Source organism: Vibrio nitrifigilis (genome assembly GCF_015686695.1).
Lineage (GTDB): Bacteria > Pseudomonadota > Gammaproteobacteria > Enterobacterales > Vibrionaceae > Vibrio > Vibrio nitrifigilis.
Map to the genome: position 1 here is coordinate 55,222 of NZ_JADPMR010000001.1, position 26,341 is coordinate 81,562.

Below are 26,341 nucleotides of genomic sequence, written 5' to 3' on the forward strand. Positions count from 1 at the left end.
AAGGATACGTAGAATGCAGCGCAATTTTGTGCTTATATTGTGTTCATTAGCCTTAATTAAACAATAATATTGCCCATGGATAAATTTAACGAAAGAATCTTGCTCGAGCTACGCAAAAACGGCAGATTATCGAATGTTGAGCTTGCAGAACGCGTGGGGCTCTCTCCTTCCGCGACATTGCGCCGTGTACAAGATCTTGAACGCACAGGAGTGATCAAAGGCTATCGCGCGATACTCGATCGCGATCAGCTTAATATCGGTGTGGTCGCTTATGTCTCGGTTGGACTCAACAACCACAGCAGGCAATCGCAGCTCGCCTTCCAGCATCATATTATGGCCGTACCGGAAATTGTCGAATGTCATAACATTACTGGTATTTACGAGTACCTACTGCGTATTGAAGCCCGCGATTTAAAACACTTTCAACGCATTCATGCCGATGTGCTTGGCGAATCAAAACAAGTGCGCGAACTCAATACCACCGTGGTGATGGATTCCCCTAAAGACGAAAGACAGTAAAGCAAAATAGTCATTTAGAGCCCCACCTTCTCACGCCGAATTACACTTTTATGCGCATAAAAATGTAAAATTACGCACTTTTATGCGCATAAAAAAGTTTGAACCTACACTTTTCTGCGCCTAAAATAGTGACACAGTGGGTAATTTCTCAGTAAACAGGTCTAACGGGGTTGGTATGATCAAACGTTCAATATTAGATAAGTTATTAAAATGGAAACATAAAGAACAGCGAAAGCCACTTCTTATCGATGGTGCACGTCAAACGGGAAAAACGTATCTATTACAAACCTTGCTGGGTGAAACTTTCCCAAATGTATTACGTATCGATTTTCTCGAATCTCCAGAGATGGCTGAAGCGTTTGCCGATTCATTAACGCCAGAGAATATCCTATCCAACCTTGAGCTTTTGACTGGGCAACGATTCAACCCTGAAACCGATCTCCTTATTTTTGATGAAATTGGAGAATGTCCGGAGGCGGTTACTTCATTAAAGTTCTTTGCAGAAAAAGCCCCGACTATGTATGTGGCCGCAAGTGGTTCTAATATTGGCTTATTGAACTCATTCCCTGTCGGAAAAGTTGAGCAACATAATCTGCGTCCTCTCACTTTTCGAGAGTTTTTAACCGCATCACAAGAACTTCCGTTAATTAAAGCGTTTGAGCAACAGAAAAACTCGAGTGCGGTGCATACCAAGTTATTCGATAAGTTAACCGATTATTACTTTACTGGTGGTATGCCTGAAGCGGTACAAGCTTGGTTTTCTCTTTCGGATCAAAGCATTCTTGAGCGTATCGAAGCAGTAAACGACATTCATCGCAACTTAGTGGCTGGATATCAACGAGATTTCGGCAAATACTCAGGGAAAGTAGATGCCACCTTAATTGAATCGGTATTTATGAACATTCCATCTCAGTTGGCATCGGTGATGGATGAATCTGTAAAGCGTTTCAAATTCAAGGGCGTGCATGAGCGTAAATCCCGCTACAGCGATTTTGAGAGCGCAATTATTTGGTTAGACAAGTGTCGGCTCGCTTTAAAAAATTATCCTATCGACGGAACCCCCCGCAGCCCGCTTGCCGCATATAGAAAAGATAACATGGTGAAGCTCTTCCTATTTGATGTTGGGCTTCTTAATCACATGTTAGGCATCAACTATAAAGAGATTAAGCAGCAAGATTACGAATATAAAGGGTTTATTGCTGAAAACTTTGTGCAGCAAGAATTTGTTGCTCAAGGCGTTGATCCTACATTTTCATGGGGAGACGCCAGAGCAGAAATAGAGTTCATCGCATCCGACACAGCGGGCAATATCATCCCTATTGAAGTCAAAAGCGGCAAAAGAACCAAAGCACGCTCACTTGAGTCGTACAAACAAAAATGCGCTCCGATAAAAACCATTAAGCTAACTGGCACCCAAGGCTCATCACCATTAGAAAAAGAGAATCTTGTTTTGCCTCTTTACTACAGTGAATATGTGGTGACTCAGCACTTAGAAAATTTATCGTAGCAAGTAAAACCAACGTGGCTGTATTCCGACCACGTTGGTTTTATCCCCTAGTGGGGATAATTGAATCGTTATCCCCACTAAGGGATAACTTATTTATGAAACTTGGAATTTGGTAAGGACTGTTTCATGATTTATAGCCCGCAACAATTGGCCAATCAATTAAAGCTTATTCGCACTAAACATTCGCTGAGCCAATCTGAGCTTGCGGAAAGGGTCGGCATCAAGCAATCCACCTTATCCAATTTTGAAAATCACCCAGACACAACGCAGTTAAAGACAGTCTTCAAAATCATTCAGGCATTGGAGTTACAACTCACTGTTAGTGATAAAGAACAAAAACATACCATTACAGATCCTTCTGGTGAGGTTTGGTAATGGCTTCTCTTATTGCCTATATAAATGGATTACTGGTTAGTGAATAAAACAAAGCCTCCCAGCAGATTTTCTAGAATATGTCTCAGAGGTCATTTTTACCCACTCTTTAAAAATGATTAAAAAATTAGATTTTGTATCATAATCACCAAATATAAATATCCCCACTAAGGGATAAATCTAAAAGTATAACAAGATAGACTTTTAGAGCACACGCCCACATAAAAAGGTTAAAAGTTCATTTAAATGGACTTTTAACCTCAAAGAACACAGAGTACTACCGATGAGTCGTTCCTCAACCATCACATAAACCTATCACTTACCACAGATTTTCATTAATCATCCTGTGTTTTTCATGTATCTTTAGTGCAAAGCAAAATGCATAAAGATGAGTATGAACCCGAACTACTACAACCAAAACGCCCAAGAGTTTTTCGACAACACTGTTGCAGTGGATATGTCTTCGTTATATCAAGCGTTTGAAGCCCATTTACCTAAACACGCTAACGTGGTGGATGCAGGGTGTGGTTCGGGTCGTGATACCGGTTATTTTCTAAGCCAAGGCTACAATGTCACCTCATTTGATGCATCAAAAGAGATGGTTAAACTCGCCAGTGAACACACGGGGCATGCTATCTCACACAGCACCTTTATTGATTTTCAGTTACCACCAGAAAGCCAACATGGTATTTGGGCTTGTGCTACCCTTTTGCATATTCCGCAACATGACTTAGAAAAAACCTTCGCTCATTTAGCCACTTGGCTTAAACCTAACGGCATTCTCTATTGTTCATTTAAATATGGCGACGATGAAGTAGAACGTGGTGGCCGCCGCTTTACCAACCTCACCGAATCCTCGTTAAAACAAGTGATCAGCGGATTGGAATTAGAGGCGAAAGAGCTTTGGGTCACCCATGATCTCAGAGCTGGCAGAGCTGATGAAAAATGGCTGAATGCCATCTTGGTGAAGTAATCCTATGCCAACGTCACTACTTACTCTCGACCACGACATTCTCACTACGGGTGATAACGATCCGTTATTAACTCAGTTGCTGCACGCCATCAATCACGCGAGCGAAATCGAAATTTCCGTGTCATTTATTCGTCAATCAGGCTTTGAGCTGATCAAGCAGGCGTTGCTAGATGCATTGGAGCTACAACCGGGAAAGCCACCAGTCAAACTGCGCATTCTGACGTCTGATTATCTCGGCATTACCGAACCTGTCGCCCTGCGTGGTTTGCTCGCCCTCGAAGGCGATGATGTGCAAATCAAAGTATTTGAGACGGATAAGCAAAGCTTTCACATGAAATCATATCTGTTTGTGCGCACTAATGATCAAGGCACTATTACTGAAGGCTCGGCTTTTATTGGTTCGAACAACATCAGTCGCCCAGCGCTGACCAATGCCCATGAATGGACGCTACGCTACGACTATCAGGCCGATAGCGACCATCACACCAAGCAGCAGTTCTTTAATATTCGCAAGCAGTTCAATGCAATTTTTGAGCATCCCAATGCCAAGATATTGAGTGATGAATGGATTGACGCCTACATTCCGCGTCGTCAACAACCGGCACTTAAAGCGATTACCACTGCTCTAACCGAAGAAGAAACTACCGAATACTTACCCAATTCAGCACAAGAAGAGGCGCTTGCTGCATTAAATACGACTCGCTTGGATGGGTTTACTCGTGGCTTAGTGGTGATGGGTACAGGCATGGGAAAAACCTTTCTCGCCGCCTTTGATGCTCAGCAGATGAAAGCAAAACGTATGTTGTTTATTGCTCATCGCGAAGAAATTCTTTCCCAAGCATTAAGCACCTTTGCCAAGGTACATCCCGATAAATCATCGGGTTACTATCACGGCAAAGCAAAAGAGGCGGAGAAAGATCTGCTATTTGCTTCAGTGCAAACCATCGGCAAAGAGTCGCATCTGAGTCAGTTCGCGCCAGATCATTTTGATTATGTGGTGATTGATGAATTTCATCACGCCAGCGCATCAACCTATCAAAACGTATTGAACTACTTTGAGCCAAAATTCTTATTGGGTTTAACCGCAACGCCAGAACGAACCGACCAAGCTAACATCTTGGCGCTGTGTCATAACAATTTGGTCTTTGAGCGTAACCTAGTGCATGGCATCGACGAGAAGATTTTGGTGCCATTTCACTACTACGGTATTTGGGATGACAGCGTCGATTACCAAGCCATCCCATGGCGTAACGGTAAGTTTGATCCTGAGGCCTTAGAGAACCAATTCGCCACGCAAAAAAGAGCGGCGCATATCTTCAAGCATTGGCAAATTCACCAGCAGAAACGCACCTTAGCGTTTTGTATGTCGAAACGTCACGCTGACTACATGGCAGACTATTTCAACGCGCATTTTGCTCAGCAAAACAAACGAGCGATTGCAGTCTACAGCGGCTCAAAAGTTCTGCGTAATGAAGCATTAACTCAGCTCGATAATGGCGACATCGACGTTATTTTTTCCGTCGATCTATTTAATGAAGGAACAGACTTACCTTCTATTGATACCGTCATGATGCTGCGCCCTACCGAATCCAATATTGTGTTCTTGCAACAACTTGGTCGTGGTTTACGCCGCCATCAAGATAAAACGCATCTCGTAGTGATCGACTTTATCGGTAACCACAATAGCTTTTTCAGCAAACAAAGCTGGCTAGGCATTGATATTAAAGGAGCAAAAGGTGGCGAGCCGATTGAACGCCCTGCCCCAGAATTAGGCGAAGGCACTTATATCAATATCGACCCGCAAGCCGTGGACTTTTGGCAACGCTTAGCAAGACAACTGCGCACCAGCGCCAAAGAAGATTTTACCGATCTCACTGCCTATTTAGGACACCGCCCGAGCGCATCGGAGTTCTATATCGCCAACAAAGAAGATCGCTTTGCTAAGGTCAATAAACAACACGGCAGTTGGTGTGAATTGGTCGCCGAAATGAGTGACGATGCGTTACTCCAAGAAGTCGTAACTGAACACCGAGATTTTCTTTTCTACGCAGTGCAAACCACCAAATTACAAAAATCATTTAAGGCCATTTTGCTGGAAGCATTTCTGAGCTTAGATGGTTTTCGCACTCCGCCAACAATAGATGCGCTCTGCCAACGCAGCCGAAAAATTATCGACGGTTATCCAAGCATTAAGCAGAAGGACTTTACAGGTAAAGAAGCACAAGTCGCCATTGCCGATACCACGGGCGTTAAATGGCAAAAATACTGGGAGAAAAACCCCGTGCATTTTTCCATGCAAGCCGATAAGAAAACCAACATTGCTTGGTTTACACAAGTGGGTGACAGCTACCAAGCAAACTTTACTGTGAAAGAACAGCATGTGGATTTGTTGAGTCAGTTGGTGAAAGAGTTAGTGGATTATCGGTTGGTTGGGTATTTGGGGGAGTGACGAGATTTGTAGATTAAAGACGGGAACATCTCTAAATCGTTTAGAGAGCTTCGTGATGCAATCAAAAATTGTTCTAATGAAAAATGTTGGAAATTAAGCTTGCGGATATAGCCCAGTGCTAACAAGGCGCTACTGTCGGACAAATTTTCCGCAGAGCACGGCGTTACTAAACTTCAGTTTTTCATCTTTGTCTGGCTGAAACTTTTTTGCCTCATTAAGCTAGTAGTTACCTTGTTTAAACCTGTTTCGCATAACACTTTCGTATACTCTGTTTGACGTTATGAAAGCCCCAAATGTATTGTTGTTCTTAACCTATTGTTGCTATTGATTTTATTTTCCTTTCTGATGAAAGGTTTGGTTTAAATCACTTTTGAGTAAAACAAATGGAATTACGAAGTGTTCTAACTGATTTGAGAAAGTTTGTTGAAGATGAACATAGAGCAAACTATGAAAAGCTGTATGAAATCTGGGAGAAACCGCTCACCCAAAAACTTACAAAAGGTGAGTCTCAACAAATTCGTTATGTCCGAAAAGAAGGTAAAAATCACCTGTTTGTTACTTTGGGCCAAAATGAGTCGAGATTTCGTGAAGGGGACATGATATGCCTTCATTTGGGAGAGCCGAGCAGAAAGAGGCATGTACAGCAAGGTACCATCGAAGCAGAAAATGAAGATGAGTGGTTGGTTCGAGTTCATCAAATAGATGATGAAATGCTTCAGGAGATTAGTTCCGGTTGTTATGCTGATCCAGACACGATGGATCTAAAACCATTTTATGATAAGGCATTGGATGAAATAGCCGAATCCAAGCGAGGAAGGGAAATAGTACTACCGTTGCTGGCAGATAAGTTGGATACAGGTTTGATCTTTGAAGAGGATTACGATGAAGCCGCTGACTTTGCCGAAGAGTGTGGTTTAAATGAGCATCAAGCGGATGCTGTGGGTAAGGCTGTTGCCGCTAAGTACCTAGCTTGTATACAAGGGCCTCCCGGGACCGGAAAAACGAAAGTAATCAGTCTGATTGCAAAGCTATTGGTAGAGCGAGGTCAACGAGTATTTATGACGTCACATACTCACATGGCAATAAACAATGCCCTTAATAAGATTGCTGGTGAAAACGTTCCAGTGATCAAAGTAGGAGCAAGAGGGTGTACTAAGGGCCTTGATAAGAGTGTTAAGCATTTTGAATATGGCGATGATTGGAAGAACAAACCGGATTCTGGGTACGTAATTGGTGCAACTCCTTTTGCAACGTGTAGTGCAAGGTTAGAGCAATATGACTTCGATACAGTCATTTTCGATGAAGCAAGTCAAATCACTCTTCCATTAGCAATTATGGCAATGAGAAAAGCGAAGCGATTTATATTTGTTGGTGACCACAAGCAATTACCTCCAGTAGTACTTTCGGCCTCCGTTCTGGATGATTGCTCCATCTTTTCGCGGATGGTATCTGGTAACCCCGATGTTTCAGTGATGCTTAGTCAAACATACCGTATGTGTCACGCGCTATCTAGATGGCCTAGTCAAATTTATTATTCTGGGCGTTTAGTCTCGGCTGGCCCCAATGCTACACGCACTTTCAATCTGCCTAGTCAGCCTCAAAAGTATGCTGAAGTCTTATCTACTGAATCTCCTTTTGTGTTTATTAAGTCTCCCGCAATAAATGCGCGAAATGTCAATAGGCTTGAAGCTGAACTAGTAGTTGAGCTTATTGAAACTGCAATTGAATCAGGATTGAGTGCTAGTGATATAGGTGTAGTAACGCCATTTAGGAGCCATGCTAAAGCTTTGAAATCTCAACTAGCAGATAGGAAAGGTATTTTTTCTTCGAAGACTATTGTTACTGATACAGTTGAAAGAATGCAGGGGCAAGAAAGAGAAATGATCATTATTTCTCTTTGTTCCACAGATCCTCAGTATATAAGTGCTATCGCTGAATTCTTTTTTCAAGCTGAACGTTTAAATGTAGCGATAACTCGTCCACAAACAAAACTAATATTAGTTGGTCCTGAAATCTCCAGTTCTTTTCTCCAAGAGTCAAATGATGAGCTCTTACTCAAAAGAGTTGAGGAATATCGTTCTTTAATTAACTCAGGATATAAATATAATAACTAGGAAATGTTATGGCAAAGATGGAATCAATTACGGGCTTAGATCGTAAGGTTAGAAGGCATTTTAAAAAAGTTCTAAGTAGATTGTCAGACGAATTCATTGTCCGAGAACCATTACTGGATGAATCAAAAATTGCATCAATCGTACTGGAAGGGCCTTGTAGAAGTTGGTTGATGATTGGTTGGCACGAAAAGCGGCCAAATGAAACTGAGCTTGCTAAATGGAGGCGATTCAATTCAGCTTTACTGTCTAAGGGATATCAATCAATCAAGTATCTTGCAGTAGTTGAAGAAGATTTGAAACACAAGACAACAAGTGAGAAACAGGCTGATAGATTCATCCATATCCTCGACCAAAAGAGCTTTTACATAGACGGTGAGAAGAATATTGTTGACCTTTTGACAGAATCTCCGGTTGAACAGTACAACTGGGTAAAAAAGACAATTTTCCCTGAGTCAGCAATCCATTCGCAATGTACGACGAGGAGGAGCGTTTCAAAAGTAGATAATAGAGCTAGTCTACAACAGTTTTTCTTAGATTATGATCAAGAATTGGCAACTCGTTTTGACATGCTTGAACAAGTTGATTCTAGCGAAGAACGTCAAGATGATGTCTCTGTAAGACTGATTAATGGGGTTGCTGGTAGTGGGAAAACATTGATCTTGATAAATCGTGCTATAGCATTTTGTAAAAAGCACCCCGATAAGAAAGCATTACTCGTTATTCATAACAAGCCGGTCACTTCAGATATTAAGCATAGATTTGAAGAATGGTTAGGCGGAGCCCCTTCGAACCTGAAGATCGAGACATTTCATCAATTTGCGCTCAATCAACAGAAGAAAGTTTCTAACAATTGGAGGCTCACCCCATTATTTGGCGACAAAGCTATAGAGCCCCTTCGTGCCCAAATCCTTTGTGATACCAATGAGAGTTACACTCAATTGAAGTTAACTGATGGGCAGATCTGGTCTGAGTTAGAGTACATCAATGAATATCTGATAAAAGATGAGAATGAATATTTAGAGTATGAAAGACAAGGCAGAGGATTTGCTCTTCAGAAGTCCCAGCGTGTGCATATTTGGAAACTCTACGAGATGGTAGTTCAGACAATGTCTAGTCCTAAAGGATATTTACCAAGCCTTTATGTTAAGGACTTAGCTTTACTCAAAGATACCACTGGGTTGGCAAAGTTTGATCATATTTTGGTCGATGAGGCTCAGTTCTTTGCGCCTTCTTGGCTCCAACTAGTTAAGATGTCGTTAATTTCAAACGGTGCAATATTTCTGTGTGCAGACCCTAACCAAGGCTTTCTAAAGAGTCGATTGAGCTGGAAAAGTGTTGGTTTCAATGTTCGAGGTCGAACAAAACGGCTCAATTATTCATATCGCACCACTTATGAAATTATGGTCGCAGCGAATACATTGATCGAAGGTATTGAAGATGACACTGATGATTTTGTAAAGCCGGATTTAGAAAAAATGGATAGAGGGGTAAAACCTCAGATAATCTATAGTCATACTCTTCAAGATGAAAAGACACGTTTTTTAAATGAGTTAAGTGAATGTTGTAGATCCGACGATATACCTCTTCAGCAAGTCATGGTGCTTTGCAGTGGTAGCTATAGTCCTTGGAGCCTTAAACGCGATATTGAGAACACTCTAGGTAAAGGAACTGTGGTTAATTACAATGACTGGAAAGATATTAAAGATAATATTGGTGGGAAAATCCGACTTATGAGTATTAACAGCTGTACAGGAATGGAATCAGGAGTGACATTCGTTCTTGGGGCAGGTGAGCTGATGAATCAAGCCAAGAATATTGATTTAGATGATACTGAAAGAGAGCTCGTTCAACAAGAGTCCCTAAGAAAACTTTATGTCGCAATGACTCGAGCTGGACAAAGACTGGCCTTATTTAGTACCGAAAAACTTCCTGAACGGGTACATGAACATGTAGAGGTTTCTGGTGCATCATTAGATTGATTAGTAAGGCGGATTCAATCAGGTCTAATGGCCTGCAAACGCCGGTTATATAGATGAGCACTGTTAAATGGTTAGTAAAGGAATGGGGGTCTATGCGTCCCACTCCTCTCTTTTTATAACTCAACGGGAAACTGTCATGTAGTGGCATAGTAAATTGGGTCACTAGAATAGATATTTTGTAATACTATTGATAACCCATAGAGTGCTAATTTAGGAAAAGGTGCAACTAAGAAATATCCAAAAGTAAGTTAACCCTTTAATGACCGGATACTTATGCTCTCAGCTATGAGATGCAGCAATAATAGTGGACTGCTTAAGTCCACTACCCCATTGCCAACTTAGCCGCTTGCTGCCACATAAAGTTTGGCATTAGGGTGTGTAGTTCCCATGTGATATTCATGGGCTGCGATCCGGAGTGGGAGACGTAGCTGACTTCCCCAAAGTTAACAAAACCCATGGTTCTGCCGTATTCATCTTTGCTTTGCTCACGCACAAAGAGGAACAGGCGCTTACCGATGTTCTGGTGTTCGATGTACTCTTTACCTCGGCCTCGATCTGGGCGTGAGCTATTTTGTGATTGCCAGTGGAACAACTGTTCATTAATCGCGTAATCGTGATACATGGTGGTAGGGGAAAACTGCTTTTCATTCTTATCGAGAGTGACAAACATCAGTTCGATGTTGCGATCTTTGAGTACAAAAATCCCCTCTCGTGCTGGCGGCTGATAATCAAACGTTGTAGCACCAAATCCCACTAAAATCTGCTCACGGGCGTAACGTGCGTGGAGTTTAAGTGGTACATCCACCAGCGCAGGCATAGCGGGTTGTTCATGCTTTGTTTGGGCTAATTGTTGGTTCAGTACATCCACTAACTCTTGTTTAAAATCGAATCTTTTTAATGCCTGCAAGCTCTCTTTCAGCGTTGCAAATCCGACTTTAGAGCCGGGTTGTTGCCAAAAGTCGTAATGGCACATCAGAGCATAACGAGAGTCGCTGTCCGCCTGCTCAAATTCGTTCAAACACAAATGACGCATTGCGAGCAGATACTCACGATCATCACAGGTCAGCACGCGATTTTTGATACCATTAACAATGTGTTTGGGTAATGCGTTAACATCGTTATCAAACGCTTTATTGACTAAGTTCGTCCAAGCATCTCGTTTGTAGAGATCGTGAATATCGACCTGCGGATTCAATCCTAAAAAGTTGCCCAAGGTCAGCGGCAAATCGGAGTTCATAGAGAACTGGCGAATCATGGTTTGCAACCGCTTGGAAGTTAAAACTGCTTGCTGAATATTGCGCAGCACCATCTCTTGCGTCTGTTTAGTTAATTCGATTCGACACCCCAAAGGCGCATGCGGAAAGCCCTGTTTAATTTCATCGCCAATCGCGCGATTGCTCTTACCAATCAAGGCGCGGAATTTATTGGCAAAATCGTATTCGGGACGAGAATTCCCAACAAAGTCGAGTACGGTACAACACTCTTTCTCATCGGATAAACGCAAACCACGCCCAAGTTGCTGGAGGAAAATCGTCAAGCTTTCAGTCGGACGTAAAAAGAGCAAGGTATCCACTTCGGGGATATCGACCCCTTCGTTAAAAATATCGACCACGCACAATACGTTAATGGTACCGGAGCGAATCGCTTGCTGCTTTTGTTGCCGCTCTTGACTGTTTTTACTGGTCAGAACATCCGCTTTTATACCCTTGAGGATAAATTGCTTAGCCATAAAGTGGGCATGCTCTTGGCTAACACAAAACGCCAAGGCTTTCATGCAGCTGAGATCAGTAATGATCTCCTGCATGCTTTGCATAATTTTATTTAAGCGGCTGTGGTTATGGGTATAAAGGTTAGTCAGTTCCGCAACTTCATAACGCCCACGCGACCAAGAAATCGTGCGTAGATCGATATCATCATCGATGCCGAAATATTGAAATGGACACAGATTCCTGAGGTTAATCGCTTCAGGTAAGCGAATTTCAGCGGCAATCACGCCACCAAAATCTTGCAAAATATCGCCACCATCATGCCGCTCTGGGGTTGCTGTTAACCCTAGTAAAATCTGAGGGGTAAAGTGATTCAATACGCTGCGATAACTGCTCGCGGTAATGTGGTGCACTTCATCTATCACAATGTAATCGTAAAAGTCAGCCGTGAGCCTCAGCTGTTCCAACTGATTGTTTAATGTTTGAATCGAGACAAACAGTTGGCGATAGTGATCCGGTGTATGACTACCGACCCAAAGTTCACCAAAACTGCCATTGCGTAACACGCCACGATAAGCCGCGCGGGCTTGTTTTAGAATTTCTTCTCGATGGGCAACAAACAAGAATGTGGCATTGGGCTTTTGCTTCGCGAATCGCGCAAAATCGAATGCCGAGATTAAGGTTTTCCCTGTTCCTGTTGCTGCAACAACGAGGTTTCGAAAACGCTGATGTATTTCGCGCTCAACGCTTAACTGTTCGAGAATATCGCTTTGATGCGCAAAGGGCTTGATATCAAAGAAGTGCGTTGGCTCATCACTGCCCTCGCCTCGTTGCTGCTTCAATGCTTGCTTGAGCTTGCCGCAACTGCTGGCATCGCCATTGAAAGTCTCAAATTCATTAGAAGCCCAATAGGTTTCAAAGGTACTAAATGACTTTTGAATGATATGGGGAATTTCTTGCGCGGTGATTTTTAAGTTCCACTCTAAACCATTGGTAAGTGCTGAGCGGGACAAATTAGAAGAACCAATATAACCAGTATGAAAGCCTGTATCACGTAAGAATAGATAGCTTTTGGCGTGCAGACGCTCACGGTCGCTGTTGTAACTGAGCTTCACTTCGGTATTGGGTAAACTTGCCAAGTATTCAACCGCTTTGGCATCCGTTGCGCCCATATACGAAGTGGTGATCACTTTGAGCTGCTTGCCACTGTGGGTAAATTCTTCCAGCTCTTTACGAAAAATCCGAATACCAGCCCATTTGATAAAAGAAACCAACCAATAAATTTTATCGGCGGAGCGAATTTCTCGTTTCAGCTCTGATTCCAGCGATAACCCAGCGTTACTGCCACTGAATAGTTCGCTTTGAGTTAAACCCGTTAATGGCGTGATCTCTTCAACGTACTTTTTCAGCTCAGCCGCGACGGGATTCTCTAAGTCATACAAAGCTGTAAGGATTTTACCTTGGCTCTGAATGAGGTTGTCTTCAAAGAAACCATCATCAGCAACTTGGTCTTTAAACCAGAGAATCAGTTGGTTAGAAAGCTCGATTTGCTTTTGAAGTTGGTCTTCACCAGAAGGAACCGCACCGATGGCGAATTCGAGAATATGGGTCAGAAAACGGGATAACCAAACCGTGGCCTCTGCACTGGTGAGTTCTCGCTCCCCAACATAGAAATGGTCTCGGTCTAGCTGGCTGTCTATTAACTGAGTGATCAGTTGTTCGTAAATCCCTAACTGCTGCATCTGATTCCATTATGTTTAATCATCACAGCAAGAGTATACGGACTTTATAAATTAAATAAGAGATCAGTTTTATAATTAATAACTTCCCACCGCGACTCGATAACACTCATCTTGATGTTGCTCGACAAAATGCACGATGCTTTGGTCGAGTTTTCCTTCTGTCACCATGTCATGAAGAATGGTTACAATTTTATTCACATCAAGTCCTTTTCGGTATGGTCGCGCTTGTGCAAGAGCTTGAAAGACATCACTCACAGCGATAATTCTTGCTTCGGTAGAAAGGCTCAAGGCCGTTTTGTGGAATGGATACCCTTTACCATTAATACTTTCGTGGTGAAATGCAGCCCACTGGGCGATGTCTTCCAACCCAGCAATATGACGCAAAATTTCGTAGGTCTCGTAACTGTGGTGGAACATGATGGCTCGTTCGTCGTCGTTCAACTTGCCGGGTTTATCCAGTATTTCATCCGGAATATTAAGCTTTCCTAAATCATGCAGTAACCCAGCAATTTCAATTTTTTTACACTGCTCTTCGTCTAAGCCGTAGTTCTTTGCAATATAAAGAGAAAGTTCACCGACACGCAGTGAGTGTTCCGCAGTAAACGGGCTTTTTTGGTCAACGATATAGGCCATAATTTGGGAAAGCTGTTTAATTTCATCCAAACTCAATTCATGCGTTTGTGTTTTGCGCGCGGCCATTTCCCACGTAAAACGGTAAATATGTTGACCTTGTAACATGATCCAAAAAGCTTCAGATTTAGAAAGTTCCAAATACGCATCAACTAAAGTGGGCTCAAAATAGCGCGCCTGCTGGCGAACAATCTCGTTATCAATATCTTTTCGTGCTAATAAAATATCGTGTTCATAATGGGTTGCAGCAAGAACATCAATCCTATCCGCGAGGAAAATGAGATTCGCCATCAGTGCGACATACTGTGGAATATCCAGATTTTTGAGCGGCTGCCAAGCAGTGTGATGATAAAGGATCGGCAAAGCAAAATGGGCTAATGGCGAAAATGATTTTAGTAAGTCATAACCAATTTGACAGTGTTCTTGCGCATTATCCCAATCAAACTCTGTGACCAATTTTTGGTGAGTCGCATTGGTAGAAACGCCAATATCATGCAACATGCCGAATTCAAACGCGTACTCGATATCTTCTCTGCTGTATCCAAGCTGCTGAGCGATAGACGATGCGATGTAGCCAACACGCTTGCCATGATTAGTATCATCAATACCAACGAGAGAAACGGCTGTTTCAATGGCAATAATCATGTCCCGAAGTCGGATTGATAACGCATCCTTAGCAATATCCATGGCACACTCCCATTAATTATTAGCACTTGCTAATAATTAACCTAGTCTAATTCTACCGTACCAAGTGAGACTCCGGTTGGATTACTGAGGCTTGAGCGTTAGCAATACCTCACTTTTCGCCGAGTTGTTTTTACGCCCACTGAGTAAGAAGATGCGATCAGGGTCAATCTCTTGTTGATTCACTAAAAAGGCTTTGACTGCTTGTGCTCTCGCTACCGATAGTTGACGTAGCGCTTCAGGAGAAACCTGTTCAGCATTGAGTAATTGATTGTATAAACTCGCGTAAAGGCGCGTATCAATGTCTTCGTCACTGACTTTATCACTCGCTTGCTTTAACTTCTCTTCGATAGCGTCCCGTTGATCACTGATCGATTTACCGATTTTGTCTTCATAAAAATCTTCGACTGCATCTACCGCCTCGTCATCTGAAGAAACATAGCTTGCGGTTAAAGTTGGGGCATTTTTCACTCCCATCTTAAACAGCGTTTTACGTAGTTGCAGTTCAGCTAATGCGTTCGCATCCGCTGTGGGGTTAATACTGCCGGCAACGTCTACATTCAGTTGTGGACGCTGTTTTAATGCCTTACCTAACGTGGTTAAACGCTCTTGTTCCTCTTGCGTCAATTGCGATTGTCCTGCCGCGAAATTCACCACATTAAGTTCTTCATCACTCCCCACTAGATTAGATAACAATGAAAATGGCGCAGTCACGGCTTTAGTGATGATGTTTTTCACTGCGGTCCAGATAACACTGCCAATACCAAAACTTGGGTCATCGACATCACCACTCACTTGAACGCCCAAATCAATCACACCATTACGATCTTGCAGCAGTGCAATCGCCAACTTCACCGGTAAACTGGTTGCGAGATCCGAATCGCTCGGTTTACCCAATGTAAGCTGGTCGATATAGACATGGTTTTCACCTTTTAGCTTGCCCTGATCCAAATGGTAATTAAGCCCTAACGAAAGCTGCCCTTTATCAATAAAGTATCCCGCATAAGTGCCTGAATAAGAGTTGATAGAAGTTAACTCCGCACTTTTAATATTCAGGTCTAAATCTAAATAGGGCTTTTCAAGCAGAGGGTTCACCTTACCTGTGAGGCTAATTGGGGCATACTGGTCGATTTTCCCTTTTAAGTTCACGTTAGCAACCGTATTTCCTTGAGAACTTAAATCGGTAATCGCGCCATCCAAACTACGGATACCGGATGAAAAATTTGGGGTGAGAGACAAATCAGAAAAATACGCTGAGCCATCAACCACTTTAATTCGTTTTAAAGTCAATGCGATAGGAAGAGCAGACTGGGAGGCAGGGGTTGCCTTTTGATTAGTAGAGTCAGCCTGATCCTCCTTATTCGCAGGTGCGGTGCTCGATTCATCGACTTTTGACGTATCAGTGGCAGTTTTCGCAATATCACTAAGGTTAGTGGTTCTATCTTTATGAATAATGACTTTGGCATAAGGCTTAGTCAGGGTGACTTGGTTAATCGCGAGACGATTCTCAGCTTGCGAAAAAGACAGCTTATCTACTTGCAGGGATTGCCAAGAGACTAACGGCTCTGCACTGCGTTGATCGTCCAATTGCAATTGATCCACGGCTAAGCTTCCCTGATATGTTGCTTTGCCTTGCGTCCACTGGCTAGACACATCGCCTTCAGTGGTGAAGCGGCCTTGTTTTAACGATAAATTCATATACTGCTGTAGATAAGGTTGTAGCGAGCTTAAATTAAAATCTTTAAACGCTACATGAGTGTTAAGCTCGGACGTTGCGAGGTTAACTTGCCCTTTACCGCTGAACTCACCGCCAGTGCCCACATTATCTTTAGCCGCATTCGCGACTGAATTATTTAGGAGTAGCGACCAAGAATAGTGAATCGGCCGACTAAAATCACTCCAAATATGCGATAACTGCACAGCAATGGATGAGATATTCCAGGTCACCGCATGATTAGTATCATCCCCTGAATACGCTTTATCTTGCAGAGCGATATCACCCGCTAAATGCACATTTTTCACCTGCACGACCCATGACGGATTCTCAGCTTGAGGTTCGGTACTTCCAGTCTTATGTCGATTGTTAGCCGCGTTGTTATTCGCCACACTGGCTGATTGGCTGGTCGTCGGTTTGTGCGGTGTGATCGGGGTGAATAAACGCTGCAAGTCCACACCTTGTTTATCGAGAACGCCTCGAACGTCTAACCCCGTTAAATCGACACTGCCAATGGTGACTTTTTGCGTTTTCGAATCCAGCGCAATCTCATCAACAATAAAATTTTGGAGCCCAACGTGAGAACGCGGACTCTCCTTATTGGCATCAGCTTGCTTGATGCTATTTGTTGTTGGCTGAACGAACAACACATCACTTAACGCAACTCGCCCTTGAGTTAAGGAATAGGTCGGGGTGTGCCCCTGCATCGCAAAAGAGGCTTCACCATTGGTACTTAAAGAACCTTGTTGTAACTGAGCGGTAACCTGATGGCGAACAAAAGGCCAAAAATCGGTTAAATCAATATTATCGAGAGCAAAACTTGCTTTGGCTTGGAGGGGCTGAACTTGGAACTGCCCCTGAATAGAAATATCTTGTCCATCATGGCCTTGCGCCATCACATGCAATTGGTTCTGAACTTTGTCACTATTATCAGCAGCCTGCATCAAGGCTTGTAGATCAAGGTGCGTTAGTTCAAATGACACGCCTTGATAAGCTATGTCCGCGTTAGACATATGATCTTGGTAGTTCACCGTACCGCCCACTAACGCAATACGGTTAGCTCGAAATGCGGCCCCACCACTCTGTGATTCACTTGATTCTTCTTTGTCATCAGCTGAATTTTCAGCCAGCTTATCGACAATGCTAGTAAAGTTAAATTCTGGCTGCGAGTCCTCACCTTTCTGACGGGTTACGTGCAAATTGGGTTTGGTTAACACCACATCTTTTACGGTTGGCGTAAGTGTGAATAGACTTTGCCAAAACTGAAACTGAGCTTGAAACTGTTCAAAGCTAAACAAGTTGGGTTGGGCACTATCGTGCTGCCAGTTCGCGATGTTGCCGTGGTTAATGGTGACTCGTAATAAAAAGGGATTGATATGGATTTCACTAATGGACACGGTTCGACCAAGCATCGCACTGGCTTTTTCGGGCAACTGGCGCTGCAATACCGCGGGAATAATCCCACCCAGCAAAATTAGGTAAACCCCGTAAACTAAGACCAAATAGGTCAATACGCGCTGATATTTTGGCCGTGCTTTAAAACGCTGTAACCACTTTTTTAGTGAGATTGTCATTGTCGCCTCGCGAGAGAATACCCCTCGAAAATATGAATACTCCTTTAGTATTAAACACTTTTCCCTAATATTCACACCATGAACAGCAACTCTTTGAGAAATTTGACATTGAGGTTGATCGCGAGCCAAAAAAATACCCGCTAATAAGCGGGCATTAATCACTGTGTTAGGCAGAAAAACAGTATCTTGGCATAAGCATGATGACTATTCGTTAATAGGATGATTATTCGCTAATAGAAACTGCAAACGTCCCTTGTGGCTTCACAGGCAAATACTTTTTATAGAAGTTAAGGTAATCCTGCTCAGGTTTTAAATCCTTAAATAGCTCGGGATACAGCGCTTTGGCTAAATATTCTGACATGGTGTAATCCAAAATAGAGCGCGATGCGCCTTGATAGATACCATACACACGTTGCTCTTTCACCGCAGGAAGCTGCGACCAACCGGCACGCTGCGTGAATCCTTTTAAGCGATCAACTGCATCTTGACGCTTCACGCCTTCCCCCATCAGCATCGAACCTTGCACTTTGGTCGATTCAGTACCTGCAATAAAGATCACTTCAGGCTTCGCTGCTAACACTTGTTCTGGGTTAATCGGCCCCCACCATTTTACATATGGCGCAGCAATATTATCGGCATGCACCTGTTCTAACATGGCTCCCCACATGTTTTTACCGTAGGTAAAGCTGTATTGGCTTGGCCCTTTGTTACCAAATTCCACATACGCTTTTGGCTTAGGTAACTTGGCCTCTTTAATGCGTTTTTCAATCAAATCCATCGCGTGCGAGTAACCCGTTACGATCTCATCTGCTCGCTTGTTCTGCCCTGTTAACTGGCCAATGATCTGCGTGCTTTTAATGTGTCTCTGCCGTGTTTGGGCATTGTAATCCACAACCACCACGGGAATATTGGCTTGTTCTAAATGTTTCACATCCACGCCTAATCCCTGATATTGCCAATCGGCTAACACCACCACATCAGGGCGTAAGCTAAGGACTTTTTCAATCGAAAAAGTTTGCGCTTCTACTTCACCAACATCTGGGATCTGTGCCAGTTTAGGATCGTGTTTGGTATAAAGTTGCCAACTGGTTGGACGCCATACTTTCCAAGTATCACGCGATAACCCCACCACATGGTCAAAAGCTTGTTCGCCACCAATGGCCATGTAATCTTCGGCATAAAAGCCAAGTACGACACGCTTAGCGGGCACATCAACTTGGACGTTGCGATCTAATACGTCATGAATGGTTTGCACTTCGGCATGTGCCGAAGAAACGACCACTCCCATGGTCAGTAACGAGGTAATTAAGGCTGATTTAAAGGTCATGTTGAGCTCTCATTATTTTTATTGCGTTACCCAGTCACTAATAACTAGGTGAATGTTTTGAGAGCATAAATATAACAACGACAAATGATAATCAATATCATTTTTACTTATATGATAAGTGATTAACATTTATAAGGATTATTTAATTAACCAACCTATTAAATCAGAAAATACTGATAAAATAGCTCGATGTTTTTAGCCAAAGAAAGGCGGTTTGAATCGAGCTGCATTTGCGGTGTTTTTGACTTCCTACTCCAACGCTTTACAATCGGGACTTTTCAAGGAGGCCACCATGCTCAAAATTTCTAACACTGTGACACTTGCCGATTGGGAGATCCAACTCAGTGCTATTCGCGCAGCGGGAAATGGCGGGCAAAATGTGAATAAGGTGTCGTCTGCAATTCACTTACGCTTCGATGTCCCTCATTCCACGCTTCCCGCTGTTTATAAAGAGCGGCTGTTGGCATTGAATGACTCGCGAATATCGAAAGATGGCGTCATCGTGATCAAAGCACAAACGCATCGTACACAAGAGAAAAATCGTGAAGATGCACTGGCTCGATTAGTCGAACTGATACAATCAGCGATGGTGGTACAGAAGAAACGTCGCCCGACGCGCCCTACCCGAGCATCGCAGGTGCGCCGTGTGGATACCAAGAAAAAACAAGGACAAAAGAAAACCATGCGCAGTAAAGTTAGCTTTTAGATCATGGGTAACCCAAAGCTAAAAAAGCAAAAAGATCATGGGTGTCCTCATACTCCAAAAGCATAAAGAACACGGTAACCCAAAAGCCACTGATATGACTACGCTAATAGCCCCGAAACGCTTTGCCATAAAGCGATACAGCCAAATGCCAAGATGGTAAAACATGGCACAATCGTCAATACTTTTTGCCCCGATTTCCACTGAAATATCTTATTTGCTAACACGCTATACATCAGCATGATAGAGATATCTATCGCCAGCCAAATCAACATCAAACAGATGGCATGCACAGTGAATTGGTCGTTAACCGCAATGAACGAAGGTAAAAAGGCAACAAGAAACAGAATGTCTTTGGGATTAGACAATCCCAGCTTAAGCGCCATCCAGAAATCGACGCTCTCCTCCACACTACTCTCTTCCTCTTTTGCTTGATGGATTTCATAAAATGAATGAGCGGCAATATAAAGCAAGTACAAGCCGCCAAGACCTTGCAAAATATTCAAAGCTTGACCGTTGATATTAATTGCGTACATCAAGAGCAAGAAACTGATGGCCAAGAGAATTTGCGCAGATATCACTGTGCCAGCAATGATGCGTTTGGGAATCGAATATTGAGATTGAGAAATAACTAAACTGACTATCGGGCCAGGTGAAATAATCAGCAAAAATACAGCACATGCAAAAGCAAGATAAGACATAAGTTCCTCACATATCAGAGTCACTATTCTGTCTTATTATGCTTTTAATGGGAATAAAAATTCATTTGAATTTAAATAAATTATCCCACAGACGTGATATTCACGATTGGCAAACTATCGTCCACCACACTATGGCAGTTCAGTGCGCGGATATCAGTATTGCGTAACAGTTTTTGTGGATAACGATAAAATGCGTTCATGGCACGATTATACGTTTTGGGTTCTAACGCGGGTAAACTTTCGTTGTTGTACCCAGCCATCGCTTTCGCTTCCAGATCAATCACAATAAGCTCATCACCCACTTTTAGAGACGCGGGATCAGCTTGATATCTTGGATTGAGTTCTAACAATCGCTTAGGAGACACACCGTGTTTCATCGCAATCGAATTCCAACTTTCACGTTTAGAGCTACCCAGTTGACGTTGCACGAAGTAAGTCGTGTCGCCACGTTCTGAGTAATCATCAAGCCACTGCTCTTGATTCGCTGTGACCATCGACTCTTTGGTCGTTTTAAGTAAGCTAGGAATATCAATCACTACGCTGTGTTGATCAAGCCATTGGTCGTTCAGATTATCTAATTGTTCTCGGGTTATCTGCTGCTTAAGATAAACCAAGCGCTGATTTTTAATCATACGACCACGCAATTTCCAAAACAGTAATATCGCATTTTGGTAGCGATTAAAGCCTTGGCGGTCGTCAAGAGCACGGTGAGTGGAACGAGTGGCGTAAAAACTCCACTTTCCTTCACCTAAAATCTTATACTCCTGCACCAAATGGCGATTACAAATATGGTAGTAATAACCTTCGGTCGGTAATCCCAAACGTCCCCCTGTTTGCACAGCAGGAATCACAGGGATAAATGAATCACGAATGCTGTCTACGGCACCGATTTCGTCCAGTTTAACGCTATCGGCCAAAGTCACTCCCATTGGCACACTTCCGACCTGCACCATCAACTGTTTTGGCTCATTAAAGGCCGTATGAATCGTGAATTTAGTACCAAAACGGGTATGTGATTTATGCCAATTGCCCAGCATAGGTTCACGAACTGTTTTACCTAATGAGAAATGACACCCAACATTGTTTATCAACGCTTGCTCTGAACACGCGACTTCAAAACTGTACTCATGACGTAATGGGTGAATGGTATCACTGAAATCAGGACGAACATCAGCCAGCGATTGAACATCATGAATAGAATGAGGGTGGCGAGAAAACGGTGTGACATCACCATAACCTGGGCGGTGAGGTTTCGTACTTTTATTTGAAGAAGAGGGTTGTTTTAACGCAGACAACACTCTTTCTAGCGACTCAGGTAAAGCATGACGAACTCCGGGCTCTTTGGGCTCCTTTGAGGTCTTTGCTAGTTCTTGAGCGGCACTATTGATTGCCGACATTTGGTGTTTTAATGTCGGATTCTTTATCGCTTGCTGTAACAGCCAAAGATGACCCTCTCTCAGCTTATCCTCAAAACTCTCCAAAGCCATGCCCTCGGGAACGAGAGCGTTGAGTTCTTCACGGGATAGCTGATCCAGCCCACCTTCGACCTGATTAAACTCAGAGTTGGTTAACTCTGCAAATCGTGTCATTCGGTAAGTCATTATTTGTGTATTGCCTAGCCATGTTGCATTATTTTTATGCTCGCTATAATACTGTTATGACTGAATAAAAACTAATCCATATGGTCAAATCATTGTCAGAACCACAGAGCTTAGACTCAAGATCACATTTTTGGCCAAACACTTAATATCCCCAAGTGACCTCACCGCTATTCACGACGGTAAGATGATTTACATCCCTAAATGTTTAATTGTTGCACAGTGAAATCAATAGGATTATGCGTAATCTATTTGGTTGAAAAATAAGCTTTTATACGCTTTTATATTCGATTATGGTGATGTATCCAAGTTTAGACATTATCTTGTTAGGATACTCTTTCATTATGAAAACGTTGACTTCACGTTGGACACGCCAACGCCTTTGGGCAGGCGTGTTAAGTGGTATTAGTTTGTTGTCTCTTTCTGCTCATGCAGCAACCAAAGATCCCCTGGTTGTGCACACTCAAGCGGGCGAGATTCAGGGAAAATCGCTGCCATATACTCGCACTTGGCAAGGCATCCCTTATGCCCAACCTCCCGTTGGAAATCTGCGCTGGAAGGCACCGCAGCCAGTGAAACATTGGCAAGGCATCAAAACCGCAATGAAATTTGGCGCTTCCTGTATGCAAACACCTCCACCGAAAGGCCCTGAAGCGGTGTTAAGTCAACGTCCAATGAGTGAAGATTGCCTAACGTTAAATATTTGGCAACCCAAACGCCGCTTCGAGGAACATAAATACCCGGTCATGGTTTGGATCCACGGTGGCGCATTCCGCATGGGTGGAACATCGCTTAAGTTATATGACGGTGCTAAGTTAGCGCAAAAAGGTGTGTTGGTCGTCACTCTAAATTATCGTCTTGGTCCATTGAGTGTTTTCCCTCACCCAGCTCTAGATAAAGAAGAGCATGGCAAAGCACTGAACTTTGGTTTGCTTGATCAAATTGCTGCCCTTAAATGGATAAAACATAATATCGCCCAGTTTGGCGGTGATCCGAACAATGTTACGATTTGGGGCGAATCCGCTGGCGGTGCCTCTGTCGGATATTTGATGACGTCACCACAAACCAAAGGACTTTTTAACAAAGCCATTATGGAATCTGGTGCGCTGGCGCTACCTGAATTTACCCGTCAGCAAGCGGTAGAAGGGATTCAAAAACAACTCCCCAAAACGATAGCGAAGATGACACCGAAACAATTGCGTGCCATTCCAGCTAAGCAACTGTTGACCTTACCGCTAGCTAAAACGACTACCATGCCAATTATTGATGGCGTCTCGTTAACAGAAAAGACCCAAGTTGCGATGGCAAAAGGTGATTATCAACACGTGCCTCTAGTTATCGGCAGCAACAGTGATGAAGCAGGGTTCTTCCCACCAGCATGGGCGGCATCAGTCAAAGAAAAATTGGGTAAACTCTGGCCTCAAGCGGAGCAATTGACCGATGGTTACGGCACTCATTCGATAAAAAATAAAGAGTTTCAATTAGCGACTGATATTTTTGCGACGATGAACACTCGCCGTTTCGCCACCAGCTCAGTGAATGCTAAACAGCCGACTTGGCGTTATTACTTTAGCTACATAAGCCCTGGCGACAATCGTGGTTTCCCAGGGGCAATTCATACCGGAGAAATTCCGTATGTGTTTGGCAATATTGATCAACTACCATTCCAAGCCGTACCAGAAGATAAAGCCCTAGCAAACAATATGATGGAACGCTGGGTGCATTTTGCTAAGCATGGTAATCCTAACCCCATCGCTTTTGGTACTTGGCCGCAATACAATCCACAACAAAAAGAGACCTTGTGGAAAATCGATGTGCATGGCGAGCAACCAATAAATGAACCCGGTAAAGCGCGTTTGGATTTTTTACAGCAACATCCTGAAGTGCAATTGAATTAAAATTCCAGCCCGTGAATGATATTAAGCGAGCCTATGAGCTCGCTTTTTTATGCTCGAAGGCTTTAGGGATAAGTGCCATTGATTATGCGTTTTAAAGCTCGATTTCAGTAAAATACACTCATTGTTACTTTTAATAGATGAAAGTACGCGACATCACATACGAACAGCGATAAATTAACCACCTCTTTAAGCGCTAATCAGTTTTTAATCATGTTATCTGCTCAACAATCTTCACCAATATTCCCAATTGGTGTGCGTTTTATGTTTCTTTCTGCCATGGGATTTGCCTTGATGACTGCCTTTGTTAAAGGGGTCAGCAATTATGGCATTCCTGTCTTTGAAATTGTCGCCGCGCGCGCACTGGTTTCTCTGATCATCAGCTATGTTGATGTCAAAAGAAAACGCATCTCCATTTGGGGTAATAATAAGAAACTCTTGTTCGCTCGTGGCGCTTTCGGCACGGCATCATTGATGTGTGTGTATTATGCGGTTACCTCGCTGCCTTTGGCAGAAGCGACCATTCTGCAATACGTTCACCCCGTTTTTACTGCCCTATTGGCCGTACTGTTTTTGAAAGAACGTGTTCAACCCGCAACATTAGTCTGTATCGTGTTGTGTTTACTCGGGCTTTACACCATGTTGCATCCCGATTTGGCAACGAATGGGCCATCCAATATTTCTCTGTTTAGCGTCGTTATCGCGCTATGCGGCGCATTTGGTAGCTCTATCGCTTATGTGATTGTGAAGAAACTGAGCCGCACAGAAGACAGCTCAGTGATCATTTTCTACTTCCCAATGGTGGCACTGCCGGTATCGATTATTTTGGCTGGACAAAATTTTGTAATGCCAGAATGGAACGTCACCATCATGATGATTTTCATTGGTATTTTTACCCAAATTGGTCAATACGGTTTAACCAAAGCCATGCAAACACAAGATGCGGGAAGAGCCTCCGCGTTTTCTTACATCCAAATTGTGTTCTCGATTCTTATCGGCGTTATTTGGTTCAAAGAAGTACCATCCGTGTGGACGTACCTCGGGGGGATTTTCATTGTGTCTGGCGCATTGATTAACGTATTTGGTCAGCATATTCCGTTACTCAGACGACGCTAATCACTACGATAATTCAATAAAAAAGGCGCTTCTTTAATCATAAAGAAGCGCCTTTTTTGTCTGTTTAAATCAGAGAATCTCTTAGCTTTTAGGCAAAGTGAGTAATGCTTGTGTTGCTGCTTGCGCAATATGCTCTACAGACTCAGCACTACCATAAGTCCAGCAAGGTTCAACCGTAAGGAAGTGCCCCTTATTTACAAAAGGTAGGTGCTGCCAAAGCACGGAAGAAAACAGCTTTTTCTCTTGAGTAAATGGACGAATGTAGATCACGACACCTTCGTTTACTTGAGCTAACCGCTGTAAAGGTAAGGTTGTCATCCCCCAGGCCGTTTGTTTTGATGGTAACGCTGGTTTAATGCCTAGTTGCGATAATGCGTATTCGATGGTGGAGTTTTTACCATAGGCGGAAACATGACTGGTGTCGGAAAAATGTACCATCACAACTTTGGGAATATGATGGTTGAAATGCGCCTCTAATTGCTCACGCCACTGGGCTATTTTTTTCGTCCTCTGAGCCAAAAATGCTTTTGCTTCAGGTTCTTTCCCCACCGCTTTCGCCATATTTAAAAATGCTTGGTCAACGGCTGGGCCATTTTGATGATCAACGCGAAAGGTATCAAAACTTAAAACAGGCGAGATTTGCGCTAAAGATTGATAGGCACTGCCCTGTTCGGCTCCACTGATGATGACATCGGGTTTAAGCTGATGAATACGCTCTAAGTTAGGTTCACCACGCATACCAATATTGGTCATGTTAGTCGGACGCTTAGGTAATTTAACCCAATCATCATACCCATTAGGATCCGCCATCCCAACAGGAGTTACACCAAGGGTGAACATCGCTTCAGCCGCAGACCAATTTAAAACCACCACTCGCTTCGCAGGCTGTTGCCACTCATGGGTACCTTTAGCATCTTTGACCTCAAACGCATTGGCACAAAAACTGGCCATGCTCCCAACCAACAATGCGCTTTGGATTAATTGCTTAAATGTCATCATAATCATCACTGCTATCTATCAATGTCTACCTTCCCATAA

At 43.2% G+C, this 26,341-nt stretch carries 17 protein-coding genes; 10 read left to right on the plus strand and 7 right to left on the minus strand.

Annotated features, from left to right (window positions below):
• The first annotated feature begins 75 nt into the window (after positions 1 to 75).
• From I1A42_RS00260 to I1A42_RS00290, 7 genes are all read left to right on the plus strand, one after another.
• Complete coding sequence (locus I1A42_RS00260) at positions 76 to 519, plus strand: Lrp/AsnC family transcriptional regulator (RefSeq protein WP_196123750.1); 444 nt, start codon at positions 76 to 78, stop codon at positions 517 to 519.
• Positions 520 to 697: 178 nt separating this feature from the next.
• Entirely contained in the window at positions 698 to 2,026 is a 1,329-nt protein-coding gene (locus I1A42_RS00265; protein WP_196123751.1) for an ATP-binding protein, read from the plus strand.
• 126 nt (positions 2,027 to 2,152) lie between these two features.
• Positions 2,153 to 2,401, plus strand: coding sequence for a type II toxin-antitoxin system antitoxin HipB (gene hipB / locus I1A42_RS00270; protein ID WP_161158116.1), 249 nt, complete (start codon positions 2,153 to 2,155; stop codon positions 2,399 to 2,401).
• Between the two features lie 391 nt (positions 2,402 to 2,792).
• A complete protein-coding gene (locus I1A42_RS00275; RefSeq protein ID WP_196123752.1) occupies positions 2,793 to 3,371 on the plus strand; it encodes a class I SAM-dependent methyltransferase in 579 nt (192 codons plus the stop codon).
• Between the two features lie 4 nt (positions 3,372 to 3,375).
• Complete coding sequence (locus I1A42_RS00280; RefSeq protein WP_196122206.1) at positions 3,376 to 5,820, plus strand: DEAD/DEAH box helicase family protein; 2,445 nt, start codon at positions 3,376 to 3,378, stop codon at positions 5,818 to 5,820.
• Between the two features lie 383 nt (positions 5,821 to 6,203).
• Positions 6,204 to 7,934 (plus strand): AAA domain-containing protein, encoded by a 1,731-nt coding sequence (locus I1A42_RS00285; protein WP_196122208.1) that lies wholly within the window; start codon positions 6,204 to 6,206, stop codon positions 7,932 to 7,934.
• A gap of 8 nt (positions 7,935 to 7,942) precedes the next feature.
• Positions 7,943 to 9,913 (plus strand): UvrD-helicase domain-containing protein, encoded by a 1,971-nt coding sequence (locus I1A42_RS00290; protein WP_196122210.1) that lies wholly within the window; start codon positions 7,943 to 7,945, stop codon positions 9,911 to 9,913.
• A gap of 322 nt (positions 9,914 to 10,235) precedes the next feature.
• On the opposite strand, the gene I1A42_RS00295 is transcribed toward I1A42_RS00290, so the two are convergent.
• From I1A42_RS00295 to I1A42_RS00310, 4 genes are all read right to left on the minus strand, one after another.
• Positions 10,236 to 13,361, minus strand: coding sequence for a DUF3427 domain-containing protein (locus tag I1A42_RS00295; RefSeq protein ID WP_196122212.1), 3,126 nt, complete (start codon positions 13,359 to 13,361; stop codon positions 10,236 to 10,238).
• Positions 13,362 to 13,436: 75 nt separating this feature from the next.
• On the minus strand, positions 13,437 to 14,678 hold the full coding sequence (locus tag I1A42_RS00300; protein WP_161158083.1) for an HD-GYP domain-containing protein: 1,242 nt from the start codon (positions 14,676 to 14,678) through the stop codon (positions 13,437 to 13,439).
• Positions 14,679 to 14,759: 81 nt separating this feature from the next.
• On the minus strand, positions 14,760 to 17,963 hold the full coding sequence (locus I1A42_RS00305) for a DUF748 domain-containing protein (protein WP_196122214.1): 3,204 nt from the start codon (positions 17,961 to 17,963) through the stop codon (positions 14,760 to 14,762).
• Positions 17,964 to 18,186: 223 nt separating this feature from the next.
• Complete coding sequence (locus I1A42_RS00310; protein ID WP_196122216.1) at positions 18,187 to 19,290, minus strand: ABC transporter substrate-binding protein; 1,104 nt, start codon at positions 19,288 to 19,290, stop codon at positions 18,187 to 18,189.
• Between the two features lie 292 nt (positions 19,291 to 19,582).
• On the opposite strand from I1A42_RS00310, the gene arfB reads away from it, so the two are divergent.
• Positions 19,583 to 19,996 carry an alternative ribosome rescue aminoacyl-tRNA hydrolase ArfB gene (arfB, locus tag I1A42_RS00315; RefSeq protein WP_161158086.1) on the plus strand — a complete coding sequence of 138 codons (414 nt, stop codon included), beginning with the start codon at positions 19,583 to 19,585 and terminating at the stop codon, positions 19,994 to 19,996.
• A gap of 98 nt (positions 19,997 to 20,094) precedes the next feature.
• Here the strand turns inward: arfB and I1A42_RS00320 are convergent, their stop codons facing one another.
• Both I1A42_RS00320 and I1A42_RS00325 read right to left on the minus strand, forming a co-directional pair.
• Positions 20,095 to 20,694: a LysE family transporter gene (locus I1A42_RS00320; RefSeq protein WP_196122218.1), complete on the minus strand. Its 600-nt coding sequence runs from the start codon at positions 20,692 to 20,694 to the stop codon at positions 20,095 to 20,097.
• Positions 20,695 to 20,774: 80 nt separating this feature from the next.
• The gene (locus tag I1A42_RS00325) at positions 20,775 to 22,283 is read right to left on the minus strand and encodes a LysM peptidoglycan-binding domain-containing protein (protein WP_196122220.1); all 1,509 of its coding nucleotides are present in this window, start codon (positions 22,281 to 22,283) and stop codon (positions 20,775 to 20,777) included.
• Positions 22,284 to 22,636: 353 nt separating this feature from the next.
• Here I1A42_RS00325 and I1A42_RS00330 point away from each other — a divergent pair, with 353 nt between their 5' ends.
• Complete coding sequence (locus I1A42_RS00330) at positions 22,637 to 24,190, plus strand: carboxylesterase/lipase family protein (RefSeq protein ID WP_196122222.1); 1,554 nt, start codon at positions 22,637 to 22,639, stop codon at positions 24,188 to 24,190.
• 210 nt (positions 24,191 to 24,400) lie between these two features.
• Complete coding sequence (locus I1A42_RS00335) at positions 24,401 to 25,303, plus strand: DMT family transporter (RefSeq protein ID WP_196122224.1); 903 nt, start codon at positions 24,401 to 24,403, stop codon at positions 25,301 to 25,303.
• A gap of 81 nt (positions 25,304 to 25,384) precedes the next feature.
• Here I1A42_RS00335 and I1A42_RS00340 read toward each other — a convergent pair whose 3' ends face one another.
• Positions 25,385 to 26,302, minus strand: a complete 918-nt coding sequence (locus tag I1A42_RS00340) for an ABC transporter substrate-binding protein (RefSeq protein ID WP_196122226.1) — start codon at positions 26,300 to 26,302, stop codon at positions 25,385 to 25,387.
• Between the last annotated feature and the right edge of the window lie 39 nt (positions 26,303 to 26,341).